This is a genomic window from Sphingomonas sp. P2_B6 (assembly GCF_056404755.1).
In genome coordinates this window covers 60316-73631 of sequence record NZ_JBFUDK010000005.1, presented here as the reverse complement: position 1 = coordinate 73631, position 13316 = coordinate 60316, and the positions used below count along the sequence as shown (strand labels likewise).

Here is a 13316-nt window from a genome sequence, read left to right as displayed (position 1 = left end):
GCGGATCTCCGGGCCTGGGGAGGCGCAACAACTGAGTCTTCCGGCGCCGAATGGGCCTTTGCTGCACGTGCGTCCAATATGATTTGACCCCGGATCAAGACGTGGGACATATCGATTATGGAGCTTCGCCACCTGCGTTATTTCGTTGCCGTCGCCGATGCGCTGCACTTCGGCCGGGCGGCGGCGCAGCTCGGCGTGTCGCAGCCGCCACTCAGCCAGCAGATCCGCGCGCTCGAGGACCTGCTCGGCGTGCGCCTGTTCGAACGCAGCAGCCGCAAGGTCGCGCTGACCGAGGCGGGCCGCGTCTTTCTCGACCAGGCGCGGGCGACGCTGGCCCAGGCCGAGCATGCTATCGACGTCGCGAAGCGCGCCGCGCGCGGCGATTTCGGCAAGCTCGCCATCGGCTTCAATCCGTCCGCGCCCTTCGTGCCCGCCGTCGCCCGCGCGATCTTCGCGTTCCGCCAGCTTTATCCCGACGTGCGGATCGAGCTGTTGGAGCTGTCCCCCGGCGCGCATGTCGCGGCACTGGCGGCCGGCGATATCGACATCAGCTTCCTGCGCAGCCCGACGCCGCCGGTGGTGCCACCCGGCATCGTCGCCACGCATGTGCTGGAGGAGCGGCTGTTCATCGCCATGCGGTCGGACCATCGTCTCGCCCGCAAGACCAGCCTGTCGTTCCGCGATCTGCACGGCGAGCCGATGATCTTCTACGCGCGCGACCAGAAGGGCAGCTTCGCGACGAATTTCCTCGAAATGCTTCATGCGGAAGGCGTCGACCCGCTGGTGGCGCAGGACGTGCGGGAGATTTCGACCATGTTCGGCCTGGTCGTCGCCGGCCTCGGCGTCGCGGTGCTCGCTGAATCGCTCTGCGCGCTGCAGCCGGCGGGCCTCGCCTATCGCGCGCTCAGGGGCAAGAAGGCGATCTCGTCGCTATGGATTCTCAGCGCGAAGGATGCCGAAGGGCTCGCCGCGCGGCAGTTCCTGGCGGTGCTGGAAGACGCGGGGCAGCCGTCGGACCGCCCCGCGCCATGACGTCAGTTGCGTAGCGAGCGGAAGGTGGCGCGCAGGTCTTCAGTGAAGGCCTGGGGCTGTTCCCACGCGGCGAAGTGAGTCCCCCTGGCGTGGCGCCTGTAGAAGACGAGGTTGGGATAGGCCTTGCGCGTCCAGCTTTCCGGGGCCTGGTAGATCTCCTCGGCAAAGGCGCTCACCCCGGTCGGCAGCTCGATGCCCTTGGGCGCGAAAAACGCCAGCTTGCTTTCCCAATAGAGCCGCGCCGAAGACACTGCGGTGTTGGTCAGCCAGTATAGTGTGATATTGTCGAGGATATCGTCGCGCGTCAGCCCTTCGCGCGCGCCGTCGAACACGCGGGCGATCAGCTTGTAGCTTCTGATGTCGTGATCGAGCATCCACGCGGCGAGGCCGACCGGCGAATCCGCGAGCGCGTAGAGCGTCTGCGGCCGTCCCGCCATTTCCTGCGCGTAACCCAGGCCGTGCGCGTAGAAATCGACCAGCTGGTCCCACGCATATTTCTCGTCCGCCGACAGGCCGGCCGGTTCGGGACCGCCGGGCAGCAGCGCGGAGATGCTGTCGGGCACCGTCGCCGGCATGTTGGTGTGAATCCCGACCAGCCCGGCCGGCTTCTGCAGCGCCATCTGCTCGGTGACGGCATTGCCCCAGTCGCCGCCCTGGGCGACATAACGGGTATAGCCAAGGCGGGTCATCAGCACGCCCCAGGCCCGCGCGACGCGTTGCGGGTCCCAGCCGGTCGCGGCCGGCTTGCCGGAAAAGCCATAGCCCGGAAGCGACGGGATCACGACGTCGAACGCATCCGCGGCGGTGCCGCCATGGGCGGTCGGGTCAGTCAGCGGGCCGATGACCTTGAGCTGCTCGATGATCGACCCGGGCCAGCCATGAGTGATGATGACCGGCAGCGCACCGGGATGCTTCGACTTCACATGGATGAAGTGGATGTCCAGCCCGTCGATCGCGGTGATGAAGGCGGGATAGGCGTTGAGCTGCGCCTCGGCGCGGCGCCAGTCGTGATGATGCTGCCAGTAATCGGCGACCTTCTGCATCGTCGCCAGGGTCACGCCCTGCGTCGTATCGCTCACCGTCTCGCGCTCGGGCCATTTGGTGGCGGCGAGACGGCGGCGAAGATCGGCCAGCGCTTCGTCCGGCGCGCGATAGTGAAAGGGACGGATCGACGCGTCGCCGGCCGCTTCGCTGGTTGCCGTGGCGGCACCGATGACGAAGCTGGCCGAGGCGGCCATCTCCGCCTGAGCGGCGCCCGGCGCCGGGGCCTGCGCATCGGCATGCCCGGCAGAGGCTGGCGCGGTGGTTTCGGCATGCGCGCTACCGGACAATATCGCGCCGAACGCACCTACCATGGTCGATGCCAGGAGCTGGCGCCGACCGATCGAACTCCATAACAAGCCCATGATCATTCTCCCCGTTCAGGGCGGGCAGGAATGATGCGTTCGCTTCGAATAGGACCCAGGTGACAGCGCACGCGCTACGGTCCCCGCCCGTGCGGGTATCGTGCCTGACGCCGGCCGAGTCGGTCAAATCGGATCGATCGCACCGGACGTTGTCCGGTCGGCATGTCGTGCCCGGTTGCGGTGGACGCTGGCCTGGACGCGGCCATCTGGAATCCCGATGCATTGACACCCGCTCGGGCCGCCGCGAGGATCGGCCTGTCGGCAGCCAGGCTCCGAGCCGTGTGACGAGGAAGTATCTCGTGGTAGAGTTGACGGACCCGACCGCTGCTCATCGCTGGCCCGCGACAGCAAAAACGGGTGTGTCGAGCGCGATCTCCCTGGCGTGGCTGCTCGACCCGGTTTCGCCCGCGACATTCGTGGCGGACCATTGGGAGCGCGCGCCGCTGTTCGTCAGCCGCTCCAGTCCCGGCCATTATGCCTGCCTGCCGGGCCTGAACGAGGTCGATGAACTGATCACCGCGACCGCGTCGCGCTCCCCGGGCATGACGGAAGATGTGCGCATCATCAGGACCGATGAAAAGGGAGAGCTTTCGGTTCGGCCGCCCCGCATGCTCGAAAACGGATTGCCGGATATCCAGGCGATGTACCGGGACTATCAACATGGCTGCTCATTGTCGGTCAATCATCTGCACCGCCGATCGGCTTCGCTTGCCCGGCTCTGCGGCCGCCTGGAGGAGGATCTCCACCATCCGATCGGGGTCAATCTCTATCTGACGCCGCGCGGATCGCAGGGTTTCCAGCCCCATATCGACACGCACGACGTTTTCATCCTCCAGGTCCATGGCACCAAGGACTGGTATTATGCCGAGCCCGACGACGCGCTGCCGCTGCCGTCCATGAAGCCGCCATGCCATCATCGGCTGGACAGATATCGCAAGATCACGATGCGGCCCGGCGATCTGCTGTACCTGCCGCGCGGATTTCCGCACTTCGCCAAGGCCACCGCAACGTCCTCGCTTCACTATACGGTGGGGCTGGAGCCATATCGATGGATCGACTTCATGTATGATGCGCTCCAGGAAATGGCGCATTCGGACGTCGCATATCGTCATGCCCTTCCCCCCGGCTTTTCCGATCGGCCGGTGGACGGTGCCAGCCCGCGCGCCTTTGCAGGCGAGCTGGTCCGCCAGCTGCAGGACGACGGGTTCCTGGCGCGTGTCGGGCAGCGGCTGGAGGCGCGAAGGCTTCGGCCGGGCAAGGCCACGCCGATCGGGCATTTCGCGTCCATCGACGCGGCCCAAAATCTTGCCGCTGAATCCGTCCTGGTCCGCGTCCCGGGCGTCCATTGCCGAGTCCGTCGTACCGAAGATGCGGCCATTATCGATTTCACCGGAAACTTCGTGTCCGGTCCCGATTTTCTGATGCCATTGCTCCAGTTTATTGCCGAGAATCGCGCGTTTGCTGTAAAGGATTTGCCGGGTACGCTGGCGATGGCAGACAAGCTTGATTTGATTCGGCGTCTGATCGGCGAAGGCCTGCTGCACATCATCCCTACCCGCTAACCCGGACGTCCAAGGAGGAAGTGCCATGACCAGCGACACAACCCCATATCAGCAGCCCGGCCCATCACATCAGTCCGGCAGAGCCAAGGGCCCTATCGCGGGCGACGACCTGCCCAACGACGCCGAACTGGTGTTCAGCGAATGGCTGGCGAGCCTGGAATATCAGGATGGTCGATATCATGAGAAGGTCATCGGATTGCTCGCCCGCGAGGCGATGAAGGACGAGGCTTTCAGGCACAAGGTCGTGGCCGATCCGGCCGGCGCCTTGTACGATCTCGGATCGACCCTGGCCCTGCCGGAGGATTTTTCGATCAGGTTCCTGGAAAATACCGACAAGGAGCTGAACGTCGTCCTGCCGCCGCTCGCCTCGACGATAACGGACTATCTGGAAACGCTTGGCCGGGAGGACGCCGATTATCCGATAGCATTGCGCGATCGCCTCCAGTCGCGCACCGCCGCGCGGATGCCCACGCTGTTTCAGGACGACTGGAATCTGAGCGACGCGGGCGATGATCTCTCTTTCCTGATGATCGCGCCGCCTGGCTGACCCCTTCGGCGCGTGTTCATCTCATCGCCGCGTTGGCTGCCGATATCGTCGGCCATCGAGGCGACGCGGCCTAGAGTAGCTTGCATTAAATCAGAGCCACTACCACCCGTTCGTCCTGAGTAGCCATCGAGGTGCCGCGCAGCGGCGTATCGAGAGGGCGTATCGAAGGACAGGTTCCGCGCGACAACCTGTCCTTCGATACGGGCTCTCGATACGCCTTCGGCACCTCGATCCCTACTCAGGACGAACGGATCAGATTTAACGCTCGCCTCCCTAGAGTCTGATGACTTTACCTTTACCCGTTCGTGCCGAGTGAGACCGAGTAGCGCCGCAGGCGCGTATCGAGGGCTCGTATCGAGGCACTGTTCCGGGCGACACCTGTCTCTCGATACGCCATCTCGCTACGCTCCTGCGGCGCTACTCGATAGCTACTCGAGACGAACGGCAGGGACCGGATCGACCTGAAGTCATCTCGCTCTAAGCGTGTGAAACGGCGGCCCAGTCCAGCCCGAACCGGCTCAGATATTTGCGCAGCCGGTCGGCGTCATTGGCGCTGCTCCGCCGGGTGCGCGACGCGGCAAAAAGGGTGCGGCCGGCTTCGGACAGCGATCGGCTGGTGCGGCAGACGCGAATGGTCTCGGCGAGCTGAACGCGGTCGAACGGGTCGATGTCGGCAAGCGCTTCGGCATCGAGCAGCTGGGCGAGCACACCCAGCCCGTCGTCGGTCTGGCCCGACCACAGGCGCTTGAGCCGGATGATTTCAGCTTCGACGCAGTCCAGATCGATCCGCCCCTTCGGCGAGAGCGTCGCCATGCGCGTCACGCTGGCGGCAAGGTCGCGAAAATTGCCGGGCCAGCGCGCATCCGCGCCGGTGGCGAAGGCCAGATAACGCTGGCGGGCTTCCTTGTTGAAGCTGGCGCGATCCCCCTCGCGCTCGGCGAAGCGATCGAGTTCATAGTCGAGATTGGGCTCGATATCCTCGCGCCGGTCGGCAAGGCCGGGCAGCGTGAAGGTCCACAGGTTGAGCCTTGCGTAGAGATCGTCGCGAAAGCCGCCGGCCGCCACCGCGTCGCCGAGATCGCGGTTGGTGCCGGCGATCAGCTGGAATTCGGATGCCGCTTCCTTGTCCGCGCCTACCGGCAGGAAGCGCTTGTCCTCGATCGCGCGCAGGATCATCGCCTGCTCGTCCAGCCCGAGCTCGCCGATCTCGTCGAGGAACAACATGCCCTTGTCGGCGGCGCGCAACAGGCCGGGGCGGTCAGCGACCGCGCCGGTGAACGCACCCTTGCGGTGGCCGAACAGCGCCGACATCGCGCCGTCGCCCTTCAAGGTCGCGCAATTCACTTCGACGAACGGCCCGGCGACCTGGTGTTTCAGCTTCTTGAGTTCATAGATGCGGCGCGCGAGCAGGCTCTTGCCGGCGCCGGTCGGGCCCATCAGCAGGATCGGCGCCTTCGAGCGCAACGCGACGCGCTCGATCTCGTCGATCATGCGGTTGAAGGCGGCATTGCGGGTGTCGATGCCCGATTTGAGGAACGAGGTGCTTTCGGCGCTGGCCACCGCGAACCGCGTGGCGATGCTGTCGTAGCGCGACAGGTCCAAGTCGATCGTGTTCCAGATCCCGGCCGGGTTGAGCGACCCGCGCTCGGGCTGGGTCTGGAGCAGGCGGCCGGGCAGATACCGCGCCTCGGTCAGCAGGAAGAGGCAGATCTGCGCGACATGGGTGCCCGTGGTGATATGGACCAGATACTCCTCGGTGTCGGGATCGAACGGCTCCGCGCGGGCGAAGTCGAGCAGCTTGCCGTACACTTCCTCGAAATCCCACGGGTCCTTGAAGTCGAGCAGGCGCATTTCGACCGTGGTCTCGGGCGAGACCGCGGCAATGTCCTCGACGACATAGTCCGCGAGCCGGCGATGGGGGCTGCCGTGCAACAGGATGAAGCGATCGACCCGCAGGTCTTCGTGCATGGTCAGGCCCACGCTCGGCCGCCATTTATTCCAGCGCGACGGCCCGAACTTGGCGGCGTCGAGCGTCGAGCCCAGGAATCCGATGACGGTGAGCGGCTTCATTCTTATCCCATAGGATAAATTCCTATCTGTAGCGATAAGAAAGTGGATAAGCGCCGCAGCGGCTGTCGCGCCCGGATGTGGCGATCTTCTTGAATAATATCATTCATTATCAGGCAATTATGAAATTATCGGCCCCGTCTCGGCCGAACTGGCACGCGAACTGCTCTGTATCCGGCATCGAGCGAGGCGATATTTCGGCCTCCTTGGTAGCGGAGCAGAGCAGGGGCGGCCGGAATGGGCCGGCCGCCCCGAAGGATTTTCACAGGGCGTAGCTCAGGCCGCGCAGAGCACCGGCCTTGGGCGCCGGGGGTCGCAGGTTCAAATCCTGCCGCCCTGACCAGTAAGAGGAGTTGGACGATGGCCAACAAGGGACTTTTTGCTTCGGCGGTGGCGAAGCTCTTGCCGCGCACGGACACGGTGAACCGCGAAGGAGCGTCGGCCTATGCCTATGGGCCCCGGGAAAAGCTCGCGCAGCTTGCCGCGACCGGAACGCTGGCGGACAATTTTTACGGAGCGGCGGAGACGCAGCTGGCCGAGGTGCTCGATGCCGCCAGGGCGGTCGATCCCTATTTCGTGGCACAGGCCGCGATCTACGCTCGCAAGTCGGGGGCCATGAAGGACATGCCGGCCTTGCTGGCAGCCTATCTCACGGTCGCCGATCCCGATCTGTCGGTCGCGGTGTTCAATCGCGTGATCGACAACGGGCGGATGCTGCGCAACTTCGTGCAGATCATGCGGTCGGGGCAAGTCGGGCGGACGTCGCTTGGGTCGCGGCCCAAGCGGCTGGTTCAGCGCTGGCTGGAGCAGGCAACGATGCCGCAGTTGATGGCGGCGGCGACGGGCAAGGATCCGTCGCTGGCGGACGTCGTGCGGATGGTTCACCCCAAGCCGGCCGATGCCGCGCGCAAGGCGTTCTATGGCTGGTTGATCGGGCGTCCCTATGACGTTGCCGCTTTGCCTGCCGAGATCGCTGCGTTCGAGGCCTGGAAGGCGGACGCCACGCTTCCGCTGCCCCCGGTGCCGTTCGAATGGCTGACCGCTTTTCCGCTTACTGCGGAGAATTGGGCGGAGCTGGCGACGCGGATCGGGTGGCAGGCGCTGCGGATGAACCTCAACACGCTTGCGCGCAATGGCGCGTTCGGCGTGGCAGGGGTCACCGACGCGGTTGCCGCGCGGCTCGCTGACCCGGACGCGATCGCGAAGGTCCGGCCGATGCCCTATCAGCTGATGGTGGCATTGGGCCAGGTCGGCGAGGGCGTGCCGCTCAAGGTCCGGGCGGCACTGGAGGATGCGCTCGAGCAATCGCTCGTGCGGGTACCGCTGGTGCCGGGCAGCGTGGTCGTCTGTCCCGACGTGTCGGGGTCGATGGGGTCGCCGGCGACGGGTTACCGCAAGGGCGCCTCGTCGAAGGTGCGGTGCATCGACGTCGCGGCGTTGGTCGCGGCGGCGGTGTTACGGACCAACCGGGACGCCCGCGTGCTGCCGTTCGAACAGAAGGTCGTGAAGCTGAAGCTCGATGCCAATGCCCGCGTGGCCGTGAACGCGGCGAAGCTGGCGGCGGTCGGCGGGGGCGGGACGAATGTCTCGGCGCCGCTGGCGATGCTGAACGCCGAACGCGCGACCGTCGATCTGGTCGTCATCGTCTCCGACAACGAGTCGTGGGTCGATGCCGGCCGGCGCGGCTCGACGGCGACGATGGCGGAGTGGAACAAGCTGAAGCGCCGGAATCCGGCCGCGAGGCTCGTCTGCATCGACATCCAGCCATACGGGACCACGCAGGCGAAAAGCCGGGCGGACATCCTCAACGTCGGGGGATTCTCCGACGCCGTATTCGACACGATCGCGCGCTTCGTCTCCGGCGAGACGCGCGACTGGGTCGGGATCATCAAGCAAGTGGAGGTATAGGAACAAGCCGTGGCGAATGCCGACGGGATTACATTGCGCCAAGGGGAAACCCGAAAGTCCAGAGTAGAGCGCCCGGGAAGCAGCGATGCCGAACGGGAGATGGGGTTCGAGTCCCCCCGTTGCAGCGGTAGCTTAAGGACGTTCTCGTCACTCTTGTCGCCACGGCCGATTAAACATCACGGCGAATGCCGGGAAGGACTACACTATGACTGCGGGTGTCGCGGGTTCGAATCCCGCCCGCTCGAAAGAGCGGTAGCTCAGTCTGGATAGAGCACCGGTCCCCTCGGGGGCGGTCTTTCCCAATCCTCGTCGCCGTGGACGAGATCAACATGGCGAATGCCTGACGGACTACATCGACTTCTAATCGCCAGGTCGCGGGTTCGAGTCCCGCCGGGTCTTTCATGGGCCCGTAGCTCAGTTGGTAGAGCGGGGAAGTCCGTCAAACACCTGGTCGCCACGAACGCTAAAATCCGGCGAATGCCGCGCAAGGACTACATCCTCAAACGATGTCCCTCCGGGGGCTGTCCTTCGCACTTCTCGTCGCCGAAACCATTGAAAAGCTGGCGAATACCGGCGGGGCTACATCGGTAAAGGCCGAAAGGCCGAGCGGTTCGAATCCGCCCCGGAAGCAATTCCGGGATGTCCCGCCTAACCTTGTCGCCGGCACCGAAATTCAGTCGGCGAATGCCGGCGGGACTACAGGTCAGAGCACCTGCCGGAAGGCAGGAGGTCGGCGGTTCAACTCCGCCTCCGGGCAACCGGATAGCTCAGGGAAATGTCTCGCCATGCCTCGTCGCCGACACCATGATCGAACCAAGGGAGGTCGCGATGACCGAGACGACATATGACTACCAGCACGTCGAAGGCGGCGTACCGATCAAGATGTGGACGCGCGGCGTGCCGGTCGAGGACGGCGCGCGGGCGCAGCTCGCGCGCGCGGCGCAAATGCCGTTCGTGTTCCGGCATGTCGCGGTGATGCCCGATGTCCATATCGGCATCGGCGCGACCGTGGGGTCGGTGATCCCGACCAGGGGCGCGGTGATTCCGGCGGCGGTCGGCGTCGACATCGGCTGCGGCATGATGGCGGCGCGCACCTCGCTGGTCGCAAGCGACCTTCCGGACAATCTGGAGGCGATCCGCTCGGCGATCGAGCAGGCGGTGCCGCACGGCCGCGCCGTGGGACGCAGCAAGCGCGACACTGGCTCATGGGGCGATCCGCCGCCGGCGATCGTCGAGGCCTGGGCGACGCTCGTCCAGCGCTTCGATCGGCTCACCGAGAAGCATCCGCGGCTGAAGAACACCAACAACCTGGTGCATCTCGGCACGCTCGGCACCGGCAACCACTTCATCGAGCTGTGTCTCGACGAGGAGCAGCGGGTGTGGGTCATGCTGCATTCGGGGTCGCGCGGCGTCGGCAACGCGATCGGCACCTTCTTCATCGAGCTGGCCAAGCAGGACATGCGCAAATGGCACATCAACCTGCCTGACCAGGATCTCGCCTATTTCCCGGAAGGGACTGACCATTTCGACGAGTATGTCGAGGCGGTCGGCTGGGCGCAGGACTTCGCCGCGCTCAACCGGCGCATGATGATGACCAATGTCATGCGCGCGCTGCGGGGCCAGATCGCCAAGCCGTTCGAGGCGGAGATGGAAGCGGTGAACTGCCACCACAACTACGTCCAGCGCGAGAATCACTTCGGTGAGAACGTGCTGGTCACGCGGAAGGGGGCGGTGCGTGCGGCAAAGGGCGTGATGGGCATCATCCCGGGATCGATGGGCGCCAAGTCGTTCATCGTGCGCGGGCTGGGCAACCCGGAATCGTTCGACAGCTGCTCGCACGGCGCCGGTCGGGTGATGAGCCGGACCGCCGCCAAGAAGCTGGTGACGCTCGACGAGCATATCGCGGACACCGCGGGCGTCGCGTGCCGCAAGGATGAAGGCGTCATCGACGAGACGCCCAGGGCGTATAAGCCGATCGAGGCCGTGATGGCCGCGCAGGCGGACCTGGTCGAGATCGTCCACACGCTGAAGCAGGTGGTGTGCGTCAAGGGCTAGTCCCCTGCCGCACACCGCCCCATACGAGAAATAGCATGATCATCATCGATGGATCGGAAGGCGAGGGCGGAGGACAGGTGGTGCGCAATGCGCTCGCCCTGTCGCTGGTCACCGGCCAGCCGTTCCGCATCACCAATATTCGTGGGCGTCGCGAGAAGCCCGGCCTGATGCGCCAGCATGTGACCGCGGTCGAGGCAGCGCTGACCATCGGCGGCGCGGTGTGTGAAGGCGTGTCGGTCGGATCGTCCGAGCTGAGCTTCACGCCCGGGCGGGTCGTGCCCGGCGACTATCGCTTCGCGGTCGGCACGGCGGGCAGCACCGGCCTGGTGCTCCAGACCATCCTGATGCCGCTGCTGCTTGCGGACGCGCCGTCCCGGATCGTGCTGGAGGGCGGCACGCACAACATGATGGCGCCGCCCTTCGAGTTCATCGAGCGCGCGTTCCTGCCTGTCATCAACCGCATGGGGCCGCACGTCTCCGCGCGGCTGACCCGGCACGGCTTTTTCCCGCGCGGTGGCGGGCGGATCGACATCGACGTGACGCCCGGCAAGCTGACGGCGGTGGAGTGCAGCGATCGCGGCGGGCTGACCGCCGTTTCCGCCACGGCGCTGTTCGCCGGCCTTCCGTTCGACATCGCCGAACGCGAGATCGGGACGGCGCGCAAGCTTCTGCCGGACTGGCCGGAGGAGGCATTCTCGGTGCGGCAGCTGCCCGCCGAGCAAGGGCCCGGCAACGCGCTGCTGCTGGAGGCGGCGTTCGACAACGTCACGGAAGTCGTCACGGGCTTCGGCAAGCTGGGCGTCTCGGCGGAGTCGCTGGCCAGGACAGCGGCGCACCGCATGGCGGGATTCCTGGCGTCGGATGCCTTTGCGGGCCCCTATCTGGCCGACCAGTTGCTGTTGCCCTTCGCGCTGGCGGGTGGTGGCAGCTTCACGACGGTCAAGCCGAGCCAGCATGCCCGCACCGCGGCGGAGGTGATCCGGCTGTTCACCGGCCAGCACTGGGTGTTCGAACAGCAGCCTGGTGGCAGCCATCTGGTGCGGCGGAGCTAGGGCGATTTCGAGCTGGTGTGATTCTCACCAGCGCCTCGACCGGAAGTCCGTCCAAACCTGCCGTCATGCTGAACTCGTTTCAGCATCCAAGGTGCAAACAACCGATGCCGCCGCTTGTTGAGCGTTGGATGCTGAAACGAGTTCAGCATGACGGAGGTCAATATTATCGAACGACCTTCAGTTACAGGACACCAGTCCCGTTCGCCCTGAGCTCGTCGGGGGGGGGCGCTGCCACCTGGCCGCGCCTCCCCCGTCGATTCAACGTTCTCGCTTCCCGGTCCAGTCCCTGTCGCGATGGGGGCCTGTGCCGGGCCGGAGCGCCGGCGGGCGGGAAGATGATCCCTAGTCAAAAACATAGGGGTCGCGAAATTCATTACTTGCCAATATTATTTCCCAACGCCGGCACGATGGATCTCACGGCGAACCGCCGCTATCCTTGGCGAGCCGGCCGCGTAATGCGTATGAAGTCGACGTTCACGCCGCACCCGGAATCGAAAACGCCCTCTGCTTGATGCCTCTTATAATTCGCCTCCGCGGCAAAGACGATCCTGTGGTGATCTGTCGGCAGTCGAAGAGATACATGAATGTACTGATCCTTTACCTCGATGGTCCGGTCAGTTGCCCTGTGCGATATCTGCCTTTCGCAGCGCTCAACGAGGGGAGGCGCCGCCAGGGCAAGGAACCCTCGCATAATTCGCTCAAGTATAGATGCGGTCACGTCGATCGAACGCACCCGCTTCAACGCTGCTTTACAAGCCCAACACACCTGCTAGCCTTCCCCCAAGCGGAGGGAATCATGCTGAAGATCGAGAAGCTCACTCATGTCTATGGCAATGGCACGCGCGCGCTCGACGGCGTCGACCTGACCATCCCGCCCGGCATGTTCGGGCTGCTCGGCCCGAACGGCGCCGGCAAGTCGACCCTGATGCGCACCGTCGCGACCCTGCAGACGCCGACCTCGGGCTCGATCAGCTTCGACGGCCTCGACGTCATCGCCGAACCCGAGAAGCTGCGCCGCACGCTCGGTTATCTCCCGCAGGATTTCGGCGTCTATCCGCGCGTCTCGGCGTACGACATGCTCGATCACATGGCGGTGCTGAAGGGCATTGCCGGCCGCGGCGAGCGCAAGACGACGGTCGAGGGGCTGCTCCACCAGGTCAATCTCTGGGACGTGCGCAAAAAGGCGCTGGCCGGTTTCTCGGGCGGCATGCGCCAGCGCTTCGGCATCGCCCAGGCGCTGATCGGCGGGCCGAGGCTGATCATCGTCGATGAGCCCACCGCCGGCCTCGACCCGGAGGAGCGCAACCGCTTCCTCAACCTGCTCGGCGAGATCGGCGACGATGTCGTGGTGATCCTGTCGACGCACATCGTCGAGGACGTGGCCGATCTCTGCCCGCGCATGGCGGTGCTGGCCAACGGGCGCATCCTGCTCGAGGGCGCGCCGCTCGACCTGATCGAGGCGACGCGCGGGCGGATCTGGGAAAAGACGATCGATCGCAGCGAGCTGGAGGACCAGCGCCAGCGCCACCGCGTCATCTCGACCCGGCTGTTCGCCGGCAAGACGATCATCCACGTCCTGGCGGACGCGGCGCCAGGCGCCGGTTTCCATCCGGTGTCGGGCGGGCTCGAGGACGTCTATTTCTCGACGCTCGATTCTTCGCGTCGCGCGGCCTGAGCGGGGTATCCG

General features: G+C 65.3%; 9 protein-coding genes and 1 tRNA gene. 8 read left to right on the top strand and 2 right to left on the bottom strand.

What is annotated here, in order from left to right:
• Window positions 1-117 precede the first annotated feature (117 nt).
• The gene (locus AC1DX5_RS09185) at window positions 118-1032 is read left to right on the top strand and encodes a LysR substrate-binding domain-containing protein (RefSeq protein WP_478014997.1); all 915 of its coding nucleotides are present in this window, start codon (window positions 118-120) and stop codon (window positions 1030-1032) included.
• A gap of 2 nt (window positions 1033-1034) precedes the next feature.
• Here the strand turns inward: AC1DX5_RS09185 and AC1DX5_RS09180 are convergent, their stop codons facing one another.
• Window positions 1035-2438, bottom strand: a complete 1404-nt coding sequence (locus AC1DX5_RS09180; protein WP_478014996.1) for an epoxide hydrolase family protein — start codon at window positions 2436-2438, stop codon at window positions 1035-1037.
• A 299-nt stretch (window positions 2439-2737) separates the two neighbouring features.
• Here AC1DX5_RS09180 and AC1DX5_RS09175 point away from each other — a divergent pair, with 299 nt between their 5' ends.
• Together AC1DX5_RS09175 and AC1DX5_RS09170 are read left to right on the top strand one after the other, a co-directional pair.
• Window positions 2738-4000: a cupin domain-containing protein gene (locus AC1DX5_RS09175; protein WP_478014995.1), complete on the top strand. Its 1263-nt coding sequence runs from the start codon at window positions 2738-2740 to the stop codon at window positions 3998-4000.
• Window positions 4001-4025: 25 nt separating this feature from the next.
• Entirely contained in the window at window positions 4026-4547 is a 522-nt protein-coding gene (locus AC1DX5_RS09170; RefSeq protein ID WP_478014993.1) for a hypothetical protein, read from the top strand.
• Between the two features lie 477 nt (window positions 4548-5024).
• Here AC1DX5_RS09170 and rtcR read toward each other — a convergent pair whose 3' ends face one another.
• Window positions 5025-6617: an RNA repair transcriptional activator RtcR gene (gene rtcR / locus AC1DX5_RS09165; RefSeq protein ID WP_478014992.1), complete on the bottom strand. Its 1593-nt coding sequence runs from the start codon at window positions 6615-6617 to the stop codon at window positions 5025-5027.
• Window positions 6618-6879: 262 nt separating this feature from the next.
• Here rtcR and AC1DX5_RS09160 point away from each other — a divergent pair.
• The 5 genes from AC1DX5_RS09160 to AC1DX5_RS09140 all read left to right on the top strand — a co-directional run bounded on the left by AC1DX5_RS09160 (window position 6880) and on the right by AC1DX5_RS09140 (window position 13304).
• A tRNA-Pro gene (locus AC1DX5_RS09160) sits at window positions 6880-6957 on the top strand.
• Between the two features lie 17 nt (window positions 6958-6974).
• Window positions 6975-8522, top strand: coding sequence for a vWA domain-containing protein (locus AC1DX5_RS09155; RefSeq protein WP_478014990.1), 1548 nt, complete (start codon window positions 6975-6977; stop codon window positions 8520-8522).
• A gap of 828 nt (window positions 8523-9350) precedes the next feature.
• Window positions 9351-10577, top strand: coding sequence for an RtcB family protein (locus tag AC1DX5_RS09150; RefSeq protein WP_478014988.1), 1227 nt, complete (start codon window positions 9351-9353; stop codon window positions 10575-10577).
• A 35-nt stretch (window positions 10578-10612) separates the two neighbouring features.
• Window positions 10613-11629 (top strand): RNA 3'-terminal phosphate cyclase, encoded by a 1017-nt coding sequence (gene rtcA / locus AC1DX5_RS09145; protein ID WP_478014986.1) that lies wholly within the window; start codon window positions 10613-10615, stop codon window positions 11627-11629.
• 796 nt (window positions 11630-12425) lie between these two features.
• Window positions 12426-13304, top strand: coding sequence for an ABC transporter ATP-binding protein (locus AC1DX5_RS09140; RefSeq protein ID WP_478014984.1), 879 nt, complete (start codon window positions 12426-12428; stop codon window positions 13302-13304).
• The last annotated feature ends 12 nt before the right edge of the window (window positions 13305-13316 follow it).

What these genes read in the sequence shown, in the direction of transcription:
- rtcA (WP_478014986.1), top strand. Translation starts at nt 10,613, where the DNA reads ATGATCATCATCGATGGATCGGAAGGCGAGGGCGGAGGACAGGTGGTG.
- AC1DX5_RS09180 (WP_478014996.1), bottom strand. Translation starts at nt 2,438, where the DNA reads ATGGGCTTGTTATGGAGTTCGATCGGTCGGCGCCAGCTCCTGGCATCG.
- AC1DX5_RS09185 (WP_478014997.1), top strand. Translation starts at nt 118, where the DNA reads ATGGAGCTTCGCCACCTGCGTTATTTCGTTGCCGTCGCCGATGCGCTG.
- AC1DX5_RS09140 (WP_478014984.1), top strand. Translation starts at nt 12,426, where the DNA reads ATGCTGAAGATCGAGAAGCTCACTCATGTCTATGGCAATGGCACGCGC.
- AC1DX5_RS09150 (WP_478014988.1), top strand. Translation starts at nt 9,351, where the DNA reads ATGACCGAGACGACATATGACTACCAGCACGTCGAAGGCGGCGTACCG.
- rtcR (WP_478014992.1), bottom strand. Translation starts at nt 6,617, where the DNA reads ATGAAGCCGCTCACCGTCATCGGATTCCTGGGCTCGACGCTCGACGCC.
- AC1DX5_RS09155 (WP_478014990.1), top strand. Translation starts at nt 6,975, where the DNA reads ATGGCCAACAAGGGACTTTTTGCTTCGGCGGTGGCGAAGCTCTTGCCG.
- AC1DX5_RS09170 (WP_478014993.1), top strand. Translation starts at nt 4,026, where the DNA reads ATGACCAGCGACACAACCCCATATCAGCAGCCCGGCCCATCACATCAG.